At 67.9% G+C, this 17,489-nt stretch carries 21 protein-coding genes; 1 reads left to right on the plus strand and 20 read right to left on the minus strand.

The genetic code is table 11. The annotated features are described in order from the left end of the window. Positions 1 to 13 precede the first annotated feature (13 nt). From ACSDR0_RS38800 to ACSDR0_RS38885, 18 genes are all read right to left on the minus strand, one after another. On the minus strand, positions 14 to 1,798 hold the full coding sequence (locus ACSDR0_RS38800; RefSeq protein WP_435293939.1) for an ATP-binding protein: 1,785 nt from the start codon (positions 1,796 to 1,798) through the stop codon (positions 14 to 16). Beyond that, positions 1,795 to 2,697 (minus strand): bifunctional DNA primase/polymerase, encoded by a 903-nt coding sequence (locus ACSDR0_RS38805; protein ID WP_435293940.1) that lies wholly within the window; start codon positions 2,695 to 2,697, stop codon positions 1,795 to 1,797. The genes ACSDR0_RS38800 and ACSDR0_RS38805 overlap by 4 nt, the downstream gene beginning before the upstream one ends. A gap of 89 nt (positions 2,698 to 2,786) precedes the next feature. Next, a complete protein-coding gene (gene ssb / locus ACSDR0_RS38810) occupies positions 2,787 to 3,269 on the minus strand; it encodes a single-stranded DNA-binding protein (protein WP_435293941.1) in 483 nt (160 codons plus the stop codon). 230 nt (positions 3,270 to 3,499) lie between these two features. Further along, positions 3,500 to 5,341: a DNA polymerase gene (locus ACSDR0_RS38815; protein ID WP_435293942.1), complete on the minus strand. Its 1,842-nt coding sequence runs from the start codon at positions 5,339 to 5,341 to the stop codon at positions 3,500 to 3,502. Next, a complete protein-coding gene (locus ACSDR0_RS38820; protein ID WP_435293943.1) occupies positions 5,338 to 5,613 on the minus strand; it encodes a hypothetical protein in 276 nt (91 codons plus the stop codon). Before ACSDR0_RS38820 ends, ACSDR0_RS38815 begins: the two co-directional genes overlap by 4 nt. After that, complete coding sequence (locus tag ACSDR0_RS38825) at positions 5,610 to 5,786, minus strand: hypothetical protein (RefSeq protein ID WP_435293944.1); 177 nt, start codon at positions 5,784 to 5,786, stop codon at positions 5,610 to 5,612. The genes ACSDR0_RS38820 and ACSDR0_RS38825 overlap by 4 nt, the downstream gene beginning before the upstream one ends. Beyond that, positions 5,783 to 6,088, minus strand: a complete 306-nt coding sequence (locus ACSDR0_RS38830) for a hypothetical protein (RefSeq protein ID WP_435293945.1) — start codon at positions 6,086 to 6,088, stop codon at positions 5,783 to 5,785. Before ACSDR0_RS38830 ends, ACSDR0_RS38825 begins: the two co-directional genes overlap by 4 nt. A gap of 16 nt (positions 6,089 to 6,104) precedes the next feature. Then, complete coding sequence (locus tag ACSDR0_RS38835) at positions 6,105 to 6,350, minus strand: hypothetical protein (protein WP_435293946.1); 246 nt, start codon at positions 6,348 to 6,350, stop codon at positions 6,105 to 6,107. Between the two features lie 249 nt (positions 6,351 to 6,599). Continuing rightward, positions 6,600 to 7,751, minus strand: a complete 1,152-nt coding sequence (locus tag ACSDR0_RS38840; protein WP_435293947.1) for a hypothetical protein — start codon at positions 7,749 to 7,751, stop codon at positions 6,600 to 6,602. After that, positions 7,752 to 8,123, minus strand: coding sequence for a hypothetical protein (locus ACSDR0_RS38845; protein ID WP_435293948.1), 372 nt, complete (start codon positions 8,121 to 8,123; stop codon positions 7,752 to 7,754). It lies immediately after the preceding gene. Positions 8,124 to 8,298: 175 nt separating this feature from the next. Continuing rightward, positions 8,299 to 9,777: a hypothetical protein gene (locus ACSDR0_RS38850; RefSeq protein WP_435293949.1), complete on the minus strand. Its 1,479-nt coding sequence runs from the start codon at positions 9,775 to 9,777 to the stop codon at positions 8,299 to 8,301. Beyond that, positions 9,774 to 10,661, minus strand: coding sequence for a hypothetical protein (locus ACSDR0_RS38855; RefSeq protein ID WP_435293950.1), 888 nt, complete (start codon positions 10,659 to 10,661; stop codon positions 9,774 to 9,776). The genes ACSDR0_RS38850 and ACSDR0_RS38855 overlap by 4 nt, the downstream gene beginning before the upstream one ends. A gap of 26 nt (positions 10,662 to 10,687) precedes the next feature. Next, complete coding sequence (locus ACSDR0_RS38860; protein ID WP_435293951.1) at positions 10,688 to 11,122, minus strand: hypothetical protein; 435 nt, start codon at positions 11,120 to 11,122, stop codon at positions 10,688 to 10,690. Between the two features lie 10 nt (positions 11,123 to 11,132). Then, complete coding sequence (locus ACSDR0_RS38865; RefSeq protein ID WP_435293952.1) at positions 11,133 to 13,013, minus strand: hypothetical protein; 1,881 nt, start codon at positions 13,011 to 13,013, stop codon at positions 11,133 to 11,135. A gap of 127 nt (positions 13,014 to 13,140) precedes the next feature. After that, positions 13,141 to 13,398, minus strand: coding sequence for a hypothetical protein (locus ACSDR0_RS38870; RefSeq protein ID WP_435293953.1), 258 nt, complete (start codon positions 13,396 to 13,398; stop codon positions 13,141 to 13,143). Continuing rightward, positions 13,395 to 13,862: a hypothetical protein gene (locus tag ACSDR0_RS38875; RefSeq protein ID WP_435293954.1), complete on the minus strand. Its 468-nt coding sequence runs from the start codon at positions 13,860 to 13,862 to the stop codon at positions 13,395 to 13,397. The genes ACSDR0_RS38870 and ACSDR0_RS38875 overlap by 4 nt, the downstream gene beginning before the upstream one ends. Then, the gene (locus ACSDR0_RS38880; RefSeq protein ID WP_435293955.1) at positions 13,862 to 14,071 is read right to left on the minus strand and encodes a hypothetical protein; all 210 of its coding nucleotides are present in this window, start codon (positions 14,069 to 14,071) and stop codon (positions 13,862 to 13,864) included. The genes ACSDR0_RS38875 and ACSDR0_RS38880 overlap by 1 nt, the downstream gene beginning before the upstream one ends. Beyond that, positions 14,071 to 14,319, minus strand: a complete 249-nt coding sequence (locus ACSDR0_RS38885) for a hypothetical protein (RefSeq protein WP_435293956.1) — start codon at positions 14,317 to 14,319, stop codon at positions 14,071 to 14,073. Before ACSDR0_RS38885 ends, ACSDR0_RS38880 begins: the two co-directional genes overlap by 1 nt. Before the next feature lie 409 nt (positions 14,320 to 14,728). Here ACSDR0_RS38885 and ACSDR0_RS38890 point away from each other — a divergent pair, with 409 nt between their 5' ends. After that, positions 14,729 to 15,394 (plus strand): GntR family transcriptional regulator, encoded by a 666-nt coding sequence (locus ACSDR0_RS38890; RefSeq protein ID WP_435293957.1) that lies wholly within the window; start codon positions 14,729 to 14,731, stop codon positions 15,392 to 15,394. A 54-nt stretch (positions 15,395 to 15,448) separates the two neighbouring features. Here the strand turns inward: ACSDR0_RS38890 and ACSDR0_RS38895 are convergent, their stop codons facing one another. Together ACSDR0_RS38895 and ACSDR0_RS38900 are read right to left on the minus strand one after the other, a co-directional pair. Further along, entirely contained in the window at positions 15,449 to 16,282 is an 834-nt protein-coding gene (locus tag ACSDR0_RS38895) for a hypothetical protein (protein WP_435293958.1), read from the minus strand. A gap of 244 nt (positions 16,283 to 16,526) precedes the next feature. After that, the gene (locus tag ACSDR0_RS38900) at positions 16,527 to 17,117 is read right to left on the minus strand and encodes a hypothetical protein (protein WP_435293959.1); all 591 of its coding nucleotides are present in this window, start codon (positions 17,115 to 17,117) and stop codon (positions 16,527 to 16,529) included. Between the last annotated feature and the right edge of the window lie 372 nt (positions 17,118 to 17,489).

Below are 17,489 nucleotides of genomic sequence, written 5' to 3' on the forward strand. Positions count from 1 at the left end.
GTACCGGGCGCGATCACTTACTCGGATGGCATTCGGGGTGGGCGAGGGCTCCGGCGGCGGTGAGCGCGGGGTCCATGGGGCGGTCGCAGTGGGGGCACAGGAGGTGGTCGCCAGATATTGGCTGCAATCCAGCGTCCACAGCGTCCACAGCGTCCACAACCGGGTGTTTGGGCAGCTCAGAGGCGTTTGATCTTGTGGACACTGGCGGACCCGTAGTGTCCACATCAGCGTCCACAGCGTCCACAAGGCGGCCTTGTGGACGCTGTGTGGACGCTGTGTGGACGCTGGCGTTGCCCTCAGCGTCCACAAGATTCCGCAGGTCAGACGGCGTTGTGGACGCTACGGACGCTGTGGACGCTGTTTTGCAGCCAATATCTGAAGGAGCCTTCAGGGAGATCAGCCGATGCCTGTAGTGATCCGCTGATCGAGCGGTGTCGTCGAACATGACCCCGACCGACCGCAGGATGGGTGCGAGGCGCTTGAGCTGCCCCGAGGCGCGGGTAGCGTCTTTGGGCCATTTGGGGTGGTAGCCGTCCGGCGGCGGAACCTGCTCCAAGAGCTGCCCCGCGGTTCCGCTCCACTGCCCGTGCTGCTGGATGAAGGCCACCACGGCGCTACCGAAGGGGTCACCTTCCAGGGCGTCTGCGGCAACGTTGTTGGCGGAGGCGATGTAGGTCTCCAGGGTGCTCCAGCCCTGGACGGCATCGACGGCGGCCAGGACGCAGGCGAAGTCGGCCATGCGGGGCATCCGGTCCAGGTGGATGCTGGGCAAGCGGTTCAGGACTTTGGCGAGCAGGTCGAGTAGGGCGGCGAGGATGGCGGGCCGGTCGGCCTCGAAGCGCCGGTCGAGTTCTTGTTCGGTGCGGCGCTGGTCTTCGCTGATGAGTTGCAGGTCAAGCATGAAGATGCGCTCGGCGAGGTCTCCGGCGAGGGCGCCGGCGTCGATGGTGGTCATGGCCAGGACGCGGCGGAAGGACAGGACGACGACGTCGTCGTCGGTGTAGAGGGCGCGGTCGATGATGCCGTCGCCGGTGACGGCCTTGCACAGGGTGTCCGACAGCCACGGCGCGATGGTCGATACGTTGTCCAGGCACAGGGCCCAGGAGTTGAACGCCTGGGTCGCCCAGGTTTTGACGTCGCGCGGCTGAGACCGCTTGGTGGCGGCGGAGGGATCTACCAGGTTGATGACCATCTGAGCCGTCTTGGACTTACCGGTGCCCTGCTCACCTTTGAAGGTCAGTACCGGGTGGGGGATGTGCGGCACCCAGGCGGCGACCAGCCAGGCGGCGAGCTGGTGGAAGGTGGGGTCGTCCATGTTGACCAGGCCGCGGAGCATGGCCAGACCATCGCCGTCACTGTGTGCAGGTTCGGGCATCGGGGACATCGCCCCGGAGCGGCGAAACAGCACCGGGGAGCGGCTGTGGACGCTCCAGCCGTCGGCGGTGACGATGACGCAGCGGCCATCAGCGGTGCCCAGGTCGAGCACGATCTGGTCGGGTCCCCCGGCCACGCGAAGATGAACCGGGACAGGGTCGGTGGCCATGGCCATGCCTTCCAGCACGGCCATGGCGTCGGTGAGCGCGGAACTGGAGGGGACCTGCCCGCCGCTTGCGTCGGTGAACTGGCGGGCCAGTTGAGCGCGCAAGCCGGCCTTTCCCCGGAGCGGCAAGGCGATGTTGGGGCCGCGGCGGCGTACGCCATAGGGGCGTCCGTCCTCGCTCATGACCAGGTCGTAGCCCGCGCGGGCCAGGGCGACGAGCTGGGAGGCTTGGGAGGGGCCCTTTTCCTTGTCGCTCATGGTCGAACCCCTTTCACAGTGCGATGGGCTGAAGCGATGGTGCGGCGGGCGGGCACCTCGGGGTGCCCGCGGCTGATGGCGGCCTGAAGCAGCACGGCCATGGCGGTTTCAGGGTCGATGTGGTCGCTTTCGAAGGCGCGGCAGGAAGCCCAGAACAGGCGGTTGTTGAGGTCGTCGTGGCCGCAGTCCAAGACGACCCGCACCATCCCTTCCAGCCGGCCCGCGCCTCCCGGATGGGTGTTGGCGGGGCTGGTGTGGGCCGGGCCGTGCGGGGTGGTCAGCAGGGTCAGCAGCCAGGCGGGGGCGGCGGCAATGTGGTCGGGGTGGCTGCCGGGGGCGAAGACGTAGCGTCCGCGGCGGGTGGTGGAGCCGGGGCCGACCAGGTAGCCGCCGCTGTCGCGAATGTCGATGCCGGGGGCGAGTTTGCTGACGGAGTTGCCGATGCGCAGGCCGGGCGGAGCGGTCATCCACAGGTGCAGCCCGCCGGAAGGGGTGAGCACGGTCGCGGTGTCCGGCACGGTGTGGCCCTGCTTACCGGCAAGGGCGTTGAGGGCGGTGGGTCCGTCCAGGCCGTTCTTACGGTCCAGGTCGATGCCGACCAGGTGGTGCGGGGCCCGGCCGCAGGCGATGCCGTAGCCGGCCGCCCACGGTACGGCGGCGAACATCTCTCGGATGCGGGCGGGGTCGGTGCTGGCGTCGTGTACGCCGTGCCCCAGGGTGCCGCAGCCGCCGGTGCAGCGGACCGTGTCGCCGGGGTGGGCAGCGGCGATGGCGGGAAGCTTGGTGCGGCTGAGAGGGAAGACCGCCATACCCCAGGTAGCGGCGGTCAGCGCGCGAGCACGGGCGGCCATCCACGCCGGGGCCGGCGGCCGGTGGCGCGACATGGTGTGTGCGGGCATGGTGAGGGTCCTTTTGCTCTCGTGGTCGATCAGGTGATGGACGGGGCGGCCGGCGTGCCGGTGGCGTGACCGGTCGCCCCGCGACATGATCAGAACGGCGGTTCGTCAGAGAACGCGGCGGCGTTCGAGCCGTTCACCGTGGAAGTCGCTCTCGCCGGCACCCACGGGTCGTTGGAGGGCGCGGCGGCGGGGGTGCGGTTTGCGCTGGTGCGGCGGGTCGGGGTGGTGGTCGCCCATCGCAGGCTCGGGCCGATGTCGTCGATCTCCAGTCCGTAGCCGGTGCGCTGGATACCGTCGGCGTCGGTCCATTCGAACTGGCGCAGCACGCCGGTGGCGATGACGCGCTGACCTCGGGTGAGGGACGCTTCGATGTTCTCGGCCAGGTGACGCCAGGCGGTGCAGCGCAGGAACAGCGGGTCGCCGTCGCGCCAGGTGCCGCTGCTCTGCTCATAGAAGCGGGGGTTGGAGGCGATGGTGAACCGGCACATCGCGACCCCGTCCTTCGTCTGGCTGATCTCGGGGTCGTTGGTGAGGTTGCCGATGATGGTCAAGGTCGTCTGTCCGACGGGCATGGCGAAGCACTCCTTACACAGGTGGTGGCCAGAGGCCGGGGGATGCACAAGAGCCTCGACACCGTCAGCGTCGAGGCTCTTGTGCGTTGACTTCGATATGGGCGGGCCCTGCTCTCTGAGCTGAGGGCGGGGCCGGTGTTGTCCTGGGAGGCGGCTACGGCTGGATGACGGGGGCGGCGGTCGCCCTGGCGTCGCCCAGGGTCAGAGCAGTACGCGGGCGGGCATAGGCGTCATGATGAAGATGCCTCCTTGGTGAGGTGACCCCAGTGGGTACCGAGGATCTCGGCGTCGGCCTCGATCGGCACACCCCGAAAAGTGGTGGTCATGGCCTGGGCCAGCAGTTGCCGGGTGGCCTCGGCGTGGCGTTCGGGGACTTGCACGATGAGTTCGTCGTGGACGAACAGCCACAGCCGGTCATGCAGGCCGTGGGCGGTGACCAGCTCGTATACCGCGGCTACCAGCAGGTCGCGAGAGGTGGACTGGATGGCGTAGTTGCTGTTGGCATACGGCCGGTCGGGGTCGGCGGGGATGCGCCGGCCAGAGCCGGTGATCACCACGGGTGCTTGGGCGATGTCCTGGCCGAAGCTGATGACGCGGGGGTAGGCGCGGCGCCATCGGTCGATGACGCCGCGGGCGGTGGCCACCGGCACGCCGGTCTGGGCGGCCAGCGCGCGGGCGCCGCCGCCGTAGATGGTGCCGAACGTGGCCCGTTTGGAGACGGTGCGCTGTTGCTTGGTGTAGCCGGGCCCGTACATCAGCTCGGCGGTGGCGTCGTGGATGTCGACTCCGGAGGCGATGACGCGCATCAACGTCGGATCACGCGACAGCGCCGCCGCCACCCTGACCTCTACCTGGGAGAAGTCACACGACACCAGCACGTTGCCGGGATCGGCCCGGAAGCAGTGCCGCAGCCTGGGGTCGTGCTTTTTCAGGGTTTGCAGCGCGGGCGCGGTGATGGACATGCGCCCGGTCCGGGCCCGCAGGGTGTTGATCGAGGGGTGGACCCGGCCGCCGGGGTCTGCGGCGGCCAGGAAGGATCGTAGGTTGGCGATGGTGTTGGAGGTGGCGGCCATCGCGCGGCGCGCGGTGATCAGGTCCGCCGCACCTGGTGTGAGGTGGGCCCGCCCGGCTTCGACGTCGCCGGCCAGTTGGTTGAGGGTGTCGGCGGTGATCTGGGGCCGGCCGGTCGGGGTGCAGGGCAGCACGACGCCGGTGACCTGCTCGGCCAGCCAGGCGGCGAACTTCGGTGAGCCGCCCGGCACCCCGAGCCGGGCCCGGATCAGCTCATCCGCGGCGCGGTGTTCGGCTTCGGTCTCAGCCAGCAGGGCGGCGGTGTAGGGGCGATCCAGCAACAGGCCGCGGATGGTGATCCCGGTGGACTGGGCCGACAGCCAGTGCTCCATCCGCACCAGATGCGAGAAGGCGCCGCACTTGGCCAGCAGGACCGGCAGTAGCCGTCGGGCGTAGATGGCATCCAGCCCGGCGTAGACCACGTATGCCTCGTCGGTGGCGGGGATGGTGTTCCAGCCCCAGATCATGGCCGCGCCGCCGGCTCGGTGGCCGCGCGGCGCCAACTGCCGGGCCCGCTCATGCAGCGCCTGCTCAGCGTGGATCAGGCCGTCGTCCAGGTAGCGACGGGTCAGCTCCTTCAAGCCATGGCCGGCGCGCTCGTCGGGGTTGATGAGCTTGCTCAACAGATGGGTGTCGGCGACCCGCTGGCCCAGGGCGATGCCGAAGGCCGACCAGGACGCCAGGACGTCGTAGGTGGTGTGGGTGACGAAGCGCCGCTGCGGGTCGCGCAACACCTGCTCGATCGCGCTCCGTTGCCGGGGGATCGTTGGGTTGAGCACCCAGGCGGTGGTCGGTGTGCCGAGCTGCAGCAGCCGCATCCCGGCGTCGGGCCCGAAGTGGCCGGGTCCGCCGGGCACGATCGCGCGGGTTTCCACGTCCAGTCCCAACACCGGGTCAGAGGCGGCGAAGGTTGCGAAAGCGACCGGGTCGAAGTCGCTCTCACCGGCCGGTGCGTGGATGGTCATGGTGTGCCCGCCGTGCGTGCGGGTGTAGACGGTCATGGCACCCCACTTCTGTCAGCGGCTGTGGTGTCGGGGGTGTCGCAGGGGCGGCATTCCCACAGCAGGGGGATCGCGGCCAGCGCCATCGGCCGGCCGCAGCGCGGGCAGATCAACGCCCGCGGCGCGGGCAGGAACGCGGCCAGCCACCCGTAGGTGTCACCGACCAAAGCATCCGATGCCCGCGCGGGGTCCGCCCCCAGGTAGGGGGCGGAGACGCTCTTGGCGGGGGTGACGGCCTGTTCGGTGAACAGGCCGTCTTGGACCGCGGTCACGTTGCTCGCCGGGCGCGTCTGTTCAGTTGGGAGGCCGGGTACCAGTCACACCAGTCGCCGACCTCGTCACGCAGGTGACAGAAGTACTCGTCACCGCGGACCTTCTCGATCACGCCGTAGGCGATCGGGTCGTACATGACATACACCGGATCGCCGATCGCGAATTCGCTCATGACGCACGCTCCCCGGCCAGCGCCGTCGCCGTACCTGCCCTGGGGGCAATGGGCGAGCTGGTGTGCCGCGCCGGAAGGCAGCGAGGGTAGTGCATGTAGGGCTGGCGGGTGCAGGCTCGGATCTGCGCCGGGGTGGCCGTGCGTTCGTAGGCGGCGGCGCGGTTGAGGATGCCGATCATCAGGACGTTGCCGGGCTGCTTGGTACCCATGACGATCCCGGCAGGGTCGGCGGTGGAAGCGGGCGGCGGACCGCCGCACAGGATGGCGATCAGGACTACTCCGGCGAGGGGGCACAGGGGCATGACAGGTTTCCTCGTTTCAGCGGATGTTGAGCAGGCGGGCGCCGGCGCGGATCTTGTGTCCGCTGCCTTGGCAGTCGGGGCAGTAGCCGAAGGAGTGCGCGAACACCCAGCTACGGCGTTCGCCGGTGCCCTTGCAGCGGCGGCAGTCGGTGAAAGGGTGGCGCTTGAGGTTGAGCCGGTAGGCGATCACGGCGGTGAGCGCGAGCACGACTACGGCGGTCGAGCAGATCGCGAGGGTGGCCAGCGCGGTCAGAATGGACATAGCTGATCTCCAGACACGGGAGTGAAAGCGGCGGGAGAGCGGAATGCGAAGGCGGACCGGCCACCATGAAGGCAAAACTCAGAGCCGTGGCCGTGGTGTCTTCAAGCCCTGCCTCGCTGCTGCGCATCTCGCAGCAGCGAGGCGGTTTCGCCGGCACAGCCGAGCGCCCGCTGAGTCGCTGAGGCGGACGGAGCGGCGAGGCGGTCGGGAGCGGTTGCCGGTGGTTCGTCCCGGTGGTGCCGGCGTGCGTTACGCGGCGGGAACCTGGTCGGCCTCCTGGCCCTGGTTCTCGGTCTGTTCGTTGCGGACCTTGGAGACCCAGCCGATCGACCAGCCGGTCCGGTCAGCGAGATCACGCACGCTCGCGCCAGGGGTGTTCGCGATGAGGGTGCGGGCGTCGGTCTCCGTCAACCGCGGAGTTGCGAGCGCCTTCACTGTCGGTGCCCGGCGGGTGTTCACCAAGGCGTCGCGACCGGCGTTCAAGGCCGGGTGTTCGCGGCGTTCACGAGCCGCCGCTTCCGCCCGTTCACGGGCCTCTCGCTCCAGCCGTTCACGCTCCTGGTGCTCCTGCTGTTCACGGGCTTCGCGCTCGGCCCGTTCGTGCGCCTCGCGTTCGCGCCGTTCACGCTCTTGGCGCTCGCGCTCCTGGTGCGCGCGGGCCTCGCTTTCGGCGCGGTCCCGCCGCTCCAGCTCCTGCTGGCGCTCCTGGCGCTCGGCCTCCTCCCGGCGCAGGGCAAGCTCGGTCTCTCGCTGCTCCCGGAGCATCTGCGCCTCGTGCTCGCGTCGCTGCTGCTCCAGCTTGGCGGCGTGCTCGCGGGCCTCACGCTCGCGCCGCTCTTGTGCGTCCTGCAGGCGTTCACGCTCCTGCCGCTCACGCTCCTCACGCTCGCGCTGCTGCTGTTCACGGGCCGCCCGCTCCTGGCGTTCGTGAACGCGCCTGCGCTCGGCCTCTGCCTCCTGTTCACGCTCGATCCGATCGAGTGCTTTGGCGATGGCCCGGCGGTACGCCAGACCGGCCTCAGCGGTCACGATCAGAAGGAGCGGGGCGACCGCGTGAACGGCGATCCCGGCAAGATCCTTCTTATACACGGAGTCGCCGATATTCAGCCCCACCGTGAACAATCCCGTGAGCCAGCGCAGCACGACCGGCCACGGCCCGCCGTGCCCGCCGAGTCGCGACACCGTGGAGTCCAGGCGGATCACGATGACCACCGCCGCATCAACGACGACCGGCAGGATCGGCGCGGTCCAATCCCAGGCATCCGGGGTGACCCGCTGCACGAGCGGCGTCACGGTCAGGACGGAGAATAAGACGGCGCCGGCGGTGATGGCCCAGGTCCCGATGTTCAGTGTCTTCTCCGCCACCGCGATCTGTCGTGGCGACAGGGCTGCGACCTTCACTTACCTCTCCTTCCTACGTGAGAACCAGCGGCGGGGGCTGCTACCGGCCGCCTCTGGTTGCGGGTCGGCCGGTCGGGGGATGCCTCGGCATATCTCGGCGTGCCCCTGGGCGGATTGCCGGGCCTCGCTCAGATCGCGGTAGCCGGGGTCGTTGTAGGTGTCGCCCTGGCGGGCGTGCACCCCGCAGCCGAGGCAGCTCCAGCTATAGCCGTTGACCTCGTAGCCATGGGTGGCCGCGTACGGGGCGCCGCGGTAGTTCCACTTCGTGGTGAAGCGGACGGGGTACAGATCCACCGTGGCGCCACCCTGGTTCAGGAAGCGGATGATGACGTCCTTGGGCCATGGCGCCAGGGGGCTGCTGGTGCTGGTCATAGGGTCCATCCCAGGTCGAAGGTGACAGCGGGCAATGTCGTCGGGGTGGGGTTCAGGAACGGCGATGGTCACAGGGCACGCTCCATCTCGCGCCGGTTGGCGCGGTCAAGGCAGGTGATAGTCGGCGTTGAAGGTGTTGCTCAGTCCTTGTGAGGCGGGGATCAACCCCGGAGGCTCAACGGGCTGAGGCGTACAAGCCGTGCTCCACGCGGGTAGCCGCGGCGCCCTTCACAAGCCCGCCGAGTGCGGTGCGGACTGAGCCGAGGGAGACCGGCTTGCCACCGTCGTCATTGACGGCGGCCAACACGTCTTCGGCGGTCATCGGGACCTCAGCGTCAGCCAGGACGGCCCGGACGCGGTCGTCCAGGAGGACCTTCTTCGGCCGGGGTGCGTCGTCTGGGCCGGGACCGGCCGGGCTGCGGCTTGAGGCGTGGCCGCCGGCCGTCACGCGCACCTGCTGGGTTTGCTCGTCGCGGAACGCCTCACACAGCCTCTCGAACGCGGCCGGGTCATCACGCAGGGCGTAGGCATCGCCCGCGGCTTTGTGGGAGACCTCCTCCAGGCGGCGGGGTTCGTCATCCCCGTACAGGGCCAGGATTTCGGGGTCCAGGCCGGGGAGCGGGGCGATGGAGCCGACCCGCAGATGCCGCATCAGCGCAGTGGGGCGCGGGCCGGACAGCAGGTAGGCCATGCCCTGGGTGCCGGGCGCGTCCTCATCGTCGTCGTCGGGGTCGAACTGCGAGCGCAGAGCGCGCGGCTTGAGGGACTTGCCGATGTTCATGAGCTGTTCACCGGCAGGCAGCAGGCCGTCCGCGACCAACTGCTGCATCATCTTGCTGCTCCAGCGGAGCAAGGTCACTTCGCCCTCTTTGAGCATCGCGCGCAGCGTGTCGCTGCCGCCCATCTCCTCCAGGTGTGAGGCTTGGGCGGACAGGCCGATGCCCACGCCCACCGAGCGGCCGGTACGTCCCAGCTCCCTGATCAGGTAGGTGGCTAGGTCCCGGTAGGGTGCGCCGCGCTCCAGCAGGCGGTTGGCCTCTTCGATGCGGACGTGGAAAAGGGGATCGCCGCCGGGGGTGAGCAGGAACGACGTCCGGCCCGCGGCGCTGTAGCGGCGCATCCGTTCCTGAGCGATGGCCACCGCCGCCATCAGCATCAAAATCGCGCCCTCTGGCGTGCGGACGAACCAGTCCACGTTGCCCTCAGCCTCAGGCACCGACTGCCCGAACTTCAGGTCGGCGACCCAGCTCACGATGCCGTTGAGCTTCTCGGCGATCAGCTCCAGCTGAAGGGACTTGGACTTGCCCGCGCCGGTGGTGCCAAACAGCAGGAAGCGTTGCGCGCTGCCGGTGCTCGGGTCGAACAGACGCTTTTTGGCGGGGCGCCCGTTGTGGTAGACGCCGGTGACGATGCGCCCGTGCCGGTCCATCACCAGGTCCTCGCGGGTCACGGCCCGCACCTGCGCCAGCGGGTTGGACGGGTAGATGGTGACCATCGCCCGGCGCAGGCCGTCCGTCTCGACGGCCACGCGGGTCGAGTCGTTGATGTTCAGCGCCGAGCACAGCGCGGCCAGGTCGTAGCTGATCACCTTGCCCGGCGGCACCTCCAGGGTCAGCTCGACCACGTCGCCGGGTGAGGCGATGACCGCGCTCACGTGTCCTCCTCAATGCGGGTCGTCGTCGGGGTGGTCGTGTAGTCGGCACCCGGCCGGCCAACCCGGACGCCGGTCAGCACGGTGCCGGACATCGCCGCCGGGGCGATGCGCTTGGCCCAGACGGTGGCCAGGTCGTCGTCAGGCTGGCCGATCGTCAGGCGTCGCACGCCGGCGCCGCGGCCGGGTACCGAGGTGATCGCGATCTCGTCTTCGGGAATATCCATGAGGGCCGACAGCTGCCGGATGGACACATCCGGGACCGGGTGGCCCGGAATGGTGGAGCGGATCACGGCCCGCATGGACATCTCGCCGGTTCGCTGGACGTCGTCCAGCACGGTGTCCGGGGCTGCGCCGCCGTCGATGGCGACGCGCTCGGCCCACCATTGGGCGGCGGGGTGGTCGTAGACCGCCTCCTGCGCCGGGGCCAGGTCGGTCGCGGGCGCAGGGGCCGGTGGGGTGACCATGCGGCGGGCGACGCCAGCGGGGCGCAGCACCCATGTCCCCGCCGTCCAGATGGTCAGCGCCAGAGCCTCGCCCCAGTGGATGCCCGGCACGATCTGCTCGGTGACCAGGAGGGCGGCCAGGCTGGTGCCGGGCATCAGGTAGAGCGCGGTCGCGGTGGCCCGCTGGTGACCCTGTGGCTTCCACAACCGCAGGGTCACCAGGCCCCCCAGGGCGAGGGCAGCGTCCGCCAGCAGGGCCGCGCCGGTCAGCTCGCCGGTGAACAGGCCCGCCGCCGCCGCGGTGGCCCCGGCCAGGGTCGCCACGCGCCCTGTCGCGCTGCGGACGACGGCCAGGCGGCGACGCGCCTTGACCAGCGCTGGCCACTGCGGAAGCTCCACGTCCACCGGCGTCAGCGGTGGCGGGATCACGGGCCTGGTCACGATCGTTCCTCCTTCGGTCCAGGTGGTCAGCGGTTGGAGTAGAACTCGGCGTCAGCCATGGCGACGGGCATCACGTTGGCGGCGGCGGCGACCGACCCGTAGTCGGCCTCGTGGGCGGCGGCGGTCTGCTCGAACGACGTCGCCAGGTCTTCGGTGGCCTCGGCCATCGCTTCAGCGTCGGCCAGGACCGCCCGCATGATGGTCGCCGCGCCGTGGTGCTCGCCTACGGTGTCGGGATCGACGGTCAAGCGACCCATCTGGTCGGCCAGACGATCGACGGAGGCCGAGCAGCCCTCGATGTAGCGATACGTCCCGCGGACCTGCTCACTCAGCCCACGCAACCGGACACCGGCCGCGGTGAGCTGGACGAGCAGAATGCCGTACCGGATGATTCGCGTGATAACGCTGCCGCTGTTTGCGACCACCTCGCCGGTGCCGGGTGCGCTGTTCAACTCGTGCATGGGGTTCCTCCTACTCGTCGTGGTACTGGCGCTCAGCGGGGCGCGTGTGGCCGGCGTCGCGGACGGCATCGGCCAAGCCCTTGTGTCGGGCGGCGGCGTTGGCCCCGGCGACGGAGACGGCCTCAGCGGCAGCGGGCAGGTTGGCGGCTATCGCCTCGGCGCGGGCCTTGACCGTCTGGGTCTTGTCCATGATCAGCGCCATCATGCCGAGCAGGACACCCGGCACCTTCAGGTCACTGATCTCGGCATACAGATCCTCCAACCTGGTCATCAACCGCTCGCAGCCGTCCGCCGTGGCGCGGGCCTCGGCGACCCCGTCAGTGATCTCCTCCGCCATATCGGCATCGGCCTCGATCACGTCGTAGATGGTCAGGTCAGCATCCGCGTACTGGGTCGTCCTCACAGGCATACTCACGATCGGTGCTCCTTGCTGATCCGGTGCTGACGCCGATGACGGGGCCGAACGCGCGGCCGGCGGCACAGCGGGGCCTGCGGTCAGCGCCGCCTGTCCCACGGTGATCGCCGAAGGCTCGGGGCGGGGCCAGGGCCGTTCATCGACCCGCTGGACGGTCACCCGAACCGTCCGGTCAGCCCACGGCGGTGGCCGCATCCATTGCGACCACGGCGGCGGCTCCGCACGGGTCCAGGACTCCCGGCCACGCGCACCGCGTGCGTCCGCCGCACCCGGCGAGCCGGTCGAGCTGGACGCCGTCGCCTTGCGGCGGGTCCGCCAGCGCTTCACCCACCCCGAGGTGCTTCTCCAGGACCACGTGCCGAACCGGGACGTGCGTGAGCGCTTGGCGCTCTGCTTACCCTTCCCGCCCGTGGAGCCCCGCTTACCCGCGCCCGCCTTGCGTGCGCTCGGCTTGCCTGCGTCGGGCGGGGTGCGGGCCCAGCGCTTGCGGCCGGGCGCGAGTGCCTTGTCCCCACCGGGGCCGGGCTTGCTCGCGCGCGAGGCTTTCCACCGCAGCGTGCGGCGCGGCTGCCTGGTCTGCTTGCCCGCACCGCCCGTGTTCTTGCCGTGCTTACCGGTCTTGCGCTTACGGTCGTCCGTGCGAGCCTTGCTGTCTTTGCTGCTCGGACGTCGTTTGCGCGTCTGGACGCACGGCCCGTCCCCGAGTCCGCCGCTCGTGCGCTTGCCGCGCTTGCGTCGTTTGGGCCCATGCCCGGCTGGGTCGGGGGTCCGCCGGCCGCCGCGCGTTGATTTGGGGGCCTTGTAACCGTCCTTGCCGCGGCGCTTGTGCGCGTTGTCACCGTAAGGACTCTTGGAACCCTTTGACCTCTTGGGGTCCTTCGTGCGGTGGTCGCCACCACCCGAGTGCCCTGAGCCGCCGGCGCGTCGGCGTGAGCCGCCGCCCTCGTGGCGCGAGCCCGTCAAGAGCCCGCCGCCCTTCGACCCGCCCCGGCCACCACCGTGACCACCGTTGTGGCCGCCGCTGCGGTGACCGGTGCCCGCCGCTTTGGCCTGCGCCCGGTCGGCGTGCGCGCGAGCCTGGTCCGCGAGCGTCTGACGGTGTCGAGCCCGGTGCCACATACCCTGTGCGGCGGCCACGCCCAGGGCCGTCATCAGCGCCATGGCGAGCTGGACCGTATCCCGACCGCTGGGGTTATCGGGGTCTTGTAGCAGCGGCAGGGTGAATGCCCCCTCTTCGTCGCCGGTTTCGGGCTCGGGCTCGGGCGTACCCGGCACGGTCAGGTGCAGGGGAGGTCCCATCGGTGAGACCGCTGGTAGACGGGGCAAGGCTCCGCTTGGAGAAGGCTCCTCACCGACAGGGTCAACCTCGAAGTCGGGCCTCGGGCCGGGCCTGGCGGGGGCGTCGAAGGAGTCCGGCAGGACTACGCGGGGGAAGGGGAGGACCGCGCCGCCGTCATGGCTGTCGTCGTCGCTCACATTTGCCTCCTTTCTGGAGGTGTGAATCTCGATACGGCCGGGTAGACTCGCGCGCGTCGCGCGTACGCGCGCCGCGCCTTGGGCCCCCGGAGAGCCCGGATTCGGCGCATGAACATGAAGATGAACATCACGCTCGGTGACGCATCGCTTCAGCGTGTTCCTGCTTCGCCGCCCAGGTCGCGAGCAACTCGGCCAGATCGTGCATCGCCCGCGGGTTGTTGCCGGTGCGCTGCGCCCGGCGGGCAGCGGCCTTTGCCCGGTCGAAGCACACCCTGGCAAGGTCGGCGTCGTTCGAGACGGACTGGACCCGCTCGTTCCAGAACCGCGCCAGGTTCTCCAAGCGCCGCGTCACCTCGGGAGGCATCCCGGTCGCCGTGCCGCTCATGCTGAGCGCTCCCTGCGGACCATGTCCATGAAGTTGCCGTCAGACGACACCGGCCGGGATCTGGCAGACCTGGCCTGATCGGCGTGAGCGGCGAAGCCGGTGCCAGGCGCGAGTTCGGGAGCCTGCTTGGCCTGCGCGGCGGCCTGGCGGGCGGCGGGGATCTCATGGCGGCCACGCCGATAACGGGCCTCCAGTTGAAACGTCCGCGTGGCCGCCTTCTCCAGGAGTTCCTGGATCTCCCCGAACGGGCCGGTCACCCAGCGGTGCCGCCACCACGTCTCGAAGGTGTTGTAGCCCTCGGGCGGGTTGGCCTTCCACATGGCCTCGGCATCCCGCCGGATCTTAGCCACGAACTCCGCCTGATCCGACAGGGCCCGACGCAGTTGAGAAGCGAACGCCTCCATCATCTCCGGGCGGTCCAACATGTCCCCGGACCACTCCGGCCCGGACGAAGTTCTGCTCATCAAAGAACTCCTTTCGGAAGGGCGCCCGCCACCTCGAACGTGCAGTCGGGTGGGTCAGCGGACGAGAACCGCCGCCGGCGGGGCTGCTGGTCGTGGATCGTGCTGGTCAAATCCCGCACTGCGGTGGTCAGTTCGACAGCGGCGGTCAGCACCTGCATCGCCGCGGCGAGGTCGGCCACGACGGTGAGGTAGGTCGCGGTGCTCATCATCAGATCACCGCCTCGGCGTCGGCCAGCTCGTCAGCGGCTTCGGTGAGCAGGTCGTCAAGGATGTCGGCAGCGGCGGCGCGGCGGGCCATCATGTCGTCCCAGCTTTCGCCGGGCAGGATCGATTTGTTGAGGTCGGGGTGCATGTGCGTCAACACGTAGGCCAGGGGCCGGACGTCGATGTCCGGGGAGGATGCCGCCTCGGTTTTCGCGAGCGATGCGCAGGAGGAGGCGGGGGGGCGGGGCGTCATGGAATTACCTCTCTGAACTGGTGGATGGGGTCGCCGGGTGCGGTCGGAGCGCCCCGGCAGGGAGTCGAACCCTGCCTGCGACCATCGGGGCGAAACAAGGTAAGGGATTGGTGTACAAGGCCGAACGCCCTGTACAGGCCGCCTTTTCGCGGGAGGCGGTGGCCCTTCGTCGTCGCTGTTGAGTTGAACGAGCAGCATCGAGCGCGTCTGGCCCGTCGGCCAGAGCGGTTCCGTCAGTGGCGCGCGATCCCGTCGGATCGCCTTCCGAGTGCTTCCGGTGACTCGTCCTTGCGGAGGAGTCACAAGCAGGAGCGTATACGCAACTGCGTATACGCACAACCCTTGGGTATACGATGATGCGTATACGCTGGAAGCGTCACTGGAGAGCAGTCGAAGGGATGATCATCAAGTGCCAGAACCGGCCTACGTCCGCATCGCAGGCGAGTACGCCCGACGTATTCGCGCAGGGGAGCTTCCTCCCGGCGTGCAACTACCAAGCCATCCCGAGATCGCCCAGCAGAACGGCGTGTCGAACATCGTGGTTCGGAAGGCCCTCGAACTGCTCCTGAGCCAGGGGCTCGTTCGGTCCGTACAACGGCGAGGCATCTTCGTCGCCGATCGCCTCAACCTCGTTCGCGTTTCTCCCGAGCGCCAGTTGGAAAGTGCTGAGCGCACGTTCCAAAACGAATCCGATCGAGACATTCAGGTAGAACGGGAGGCTGAGCAAATCCCCGCCACCAACGAACTCGCGGAGGCTCTTGGTCTCTCCGTGGACGAACTGATCATCCACGTCATCACCCGGGCCACCGAAGATGGACGACCGATCTCAATCTCGGACACCTACCACCCGGTGGATGTTGCCGATGTGTCAGGGGCGGCCTTCCTGGAAGAGACCATCTCTGACCAGCTACCGACAGCGCCTCACGCCGAGTGGCTGCGCACAACCCCCGGCGATCTCGTCAAGACCGTCCACCAGAAATTCCAGTCTGCCGATGGCCGGGTCATCATGATTTCCGATGTTTCGTACCCACGGGACCGCTACGACGCGTTCGTATTCCGTATGGCTCTCAAGTAGCAAGAGCGCAGCAAAAAGGGGGCCGAGCAGCTCGGCCCCCTTTTTGCTGCACTCTTAGCTTCGAACCCAGCCCTGTGCAGCGTCCGTCTCCGTCCACCACGAAACGAAGTGTGGATCTACAGAGTCCAGCCTCCAGCGGGCTGAGAGGGCATCAAAGAAGGCATCGTTACCGGTCTTGCCGCCCCTCGGTTCTCCGATGTAGATGAGTCGTTCGCCCCCTGCTTTCTCGAACGAGGTCAGCGCCTCAGACGACATCGTGTTCCCCCACCCGGGCGGCCAGCAAAGGAACAGCACATGGTCTGCTGTTCGGGTACGTGCCGCGAACTCGTCCAGATTGCCGACGGGGTGCCACACGTCCGCCTGGCCGGCAACTCCAAGGAATGAGGCGTTCTCTGTGCTGTTGGGTGGCTCCAAGTCGTACGCCTCAACGGTCAGCCCTGAGCGAGCTAGCTGCGCTGCCCAATATCCCCGGCCTGCCCCCAGCTCCACGATTGGGAGGCCAGCGCAGAAACTGGAAATCCATTCGATGGTTTGCGGGGATGGCACTGCGTAGGCGTAGGTCGCCTGCAGGATCATCTGTGCAAAGGCTAGTCGCGCGCTTCCTTCCGCTCGACCACCGTTCACTAGACGGCGGCCCTCGTGCTCGAACACGAGTGGCTCAACGATGTCCCAATAGGGGTTCGGACTCACGGCGCTTCCGCCGGTCATGTAGTGCACGAACCGCAAGTCGAACGCTCCGTCCACTTCAGCGTCACCGGTCCCTGACAGCCCTGTTGCTATATCTAGGTACTCGGCCACCTTGGGATACTCGACCTGAAGCCGCCGCTCATCGTTCAGCAGCGCAGTGATTTCATTCCATCGTGCTGATGTCATTGCTAGCTGAGCCATGTAGACCAGTTTCTCGCACCAAGCCCCTCCGCGCCACGCTTCCTGTGACAGACGGAGCGTCCCAGGTGAGGCAAATCGGGACAGGGGCCCAGCAGCCCGACTCCTCCAGGTCAAGCCCAGCTGTGACCGTAGGACAACCAGCTCGCGAGGAAGGTCACCGGGAGCAGGTATACGCGAAACCGGGCTTGCCCCTCCGTCGTCGGCCCGCTGCCCCTCCGGGGTGGGTCAACGGCAGACGGGAAGATCAGGAAGGGGGCTCCGGCCTCTTATGGAGTTGCTTCTCCAAGAATTCACTGGCTTCCGACGAGTAGCGCGTGCCGAACCAGTCGAGAACGGCCCCATATGCGCATTGCCTTACCCTAAACTCGGGAGAAATCTTTTGTAGGTACTTATTTAAATCCTTTGCACTGCGGTCAAAGCAAACCGCATCAAGCACCGAATTGAGATCGTCTAATGGTGTACGAAATTGGCTTGGATTGATTATTGACTCATGCATCCAGTACAAATGTTTTACTTTTCTTGCTGGCTCTAATAGCAATTCGGCGATGGCTTCAGATGAACATCCCGATGATTCCGAGTCGGGGTGACGATGATTCTCGATGATTTCGTTAATTAGCGTATCGCATAGGGTGACAGCATAAAGCGTTTCCGAAATGGCGCGATCCCTGTAATCATCCCTTCGCATCTGTGATTCCCGTTGAAGGCTCGCCTCGATCTCCATATGCGTAGCCTTCAACATGCCTCGCGTCTGCATCAGAGCGCCCCAAGCGGTGAAGAACCCGCCCACGACTGCACCGAGGAGTCCAGCGATCAAACCTGACCAGAAGTTTCCCACGGCACCAGTCTGCCTGTATCAGCACCAACTTGTGGAGGAGACGGCAAAATATGACAGGGGCGCATAGCAAGCTTGCACCGTCAATGTTCCGTAAAACGCCGAAAGACGACTACGGGTGCGATACATACGACTCAGACAAGCCCAGCAGTCCGACTCCTCCGCCGCAAGGCCAGGCCGTCACCGCTGGCATCCACTCACCGCTGCACTAGGTCAGCCCTTGATGCAGTTGAGGTGGAGCAGGACGTATGTCATACCGACGGTCCCGACGACATGAAACCGATTGGACCTCGAACTCTGAGCCCTTTCCATCGTGACGACGCTGGTCACGATGGGTACGCGCAAAGCGGTGGCGGATGAGACGAGGCTCCCGAT

This window comes from Streptosporangium sp. G11, assembly GCF_051192615.1.
Classification (GTDB): Bacteria; Actinomycetota; Actinomycetes; order Streptosporangiales; family Streptosporangiaceae; genus Streptosporangium.

Excerpts from the sequence above, each read along its gene's own strand:
- ACSDR0_RS38805 (WP_435293940.1), bottom strand. The coding sequence starts at position 2,697 with ATGCCCGCACACACCATGTCGCGCCACCGGCCGCCGGCCCCGGCGTGG.
- ACSDR0_RS38835 (WP_435293946.1), bottom strand. The coding sequence starts at position 6,350 with ATGTCCATTCTGACCGCGCTGGCCACCCTCGCGATCTGCTCGACCGCC.
- ACSDR0_RS38845 (WP_435293948.1), bottom strand. The coding sequence starts at position 8,123 with ATGACCAGCACCAGCAGCCCCCTGGCGCCATGGCCCAAGGACGTCATC.
- ACSDR0_RS38825 (WP_435293944.1), bottom strand. The coding sequence starts at position 5,786 with ATGAGCGAATTCGCGATCGGCGATCCGGTGTATGTCATGTACGACCCG.
- ACSDR0_RS38885 (WP_435293956.1), bottom strand. The coding sequence starts at position 14,319 with ATGACGCCCCGCCCCCCCGCCTCCTCCTGCGCATCGCTCGCGAAAACC.
- ACSDR0_RS38815 (WP_435293942.1), bottom strand. The coding sequence starts at position 5,341 with ATGACCGTCTACACCCGCACGCACGGCGGGCACACCATGACCATCCAC.
- ACSDR0_RS38880 (WP_435293955.1), bottom strand. The coding sequence starts at position 14,071 with ATGATGAGCACCGCGACCTACCTCACCGTCGTGGCCGACCTCGCCGCG.
- ACSDR0_RS38895 (WP_435293958.1), bottom strand. The coding sequence starts at position 16,282 with ATGGCTCAGCTAGCAATGACATCAGCACGATGGAATGAAATCACTGCG.
- ACSDR0_RS38860 (WP_435293951.1), bottom strand. The coding sequence starts at position 11,122 with ATGCACGAGTTGAACAGCGCACCCGGCACCGGCGAGGTGGTCGCAAAC.
- ACSDR0_RS38830 (WP_435293945.1), bottom strand. The coding sequence starts at position 6,088 with ATGCCCCTGTGCCCCCTCGCCGGAGTAGTCCTGATCGCCATCCTGTGC.
- ACSDR0_RS38800 (WP_435293939.1), bottom strand. The coding sequence starts at position 1,798 with ATGAGCGACAAGGAAAAGGGCCCCTCCCAAGCCTCCCAGCTCGTCGCC.
- ACSDR0_RS38870 (WP_435293953.1), bottom strand. The coding sequence starts at position 13,398 with ATGAGCGGCACGGCGACCGGGATGCCTCCCGAGGTGACGCGGCGCTTG.
- ssb (WP_435293941.1), bottom strand. The coding sequence starts at position 3,269 with ATGCCCGTCGGACAGACGACCTTGACCATCATCGGCAACCTCACCAAC.
- ACSDR0_RS38875 (WP_435293954.1), bottom strand. The coding sequence starts at position 13,862 with ATGAGCAGAACTTCGTCCGGGCCGGAGTGGTCCGGGGACATGTTGGAC.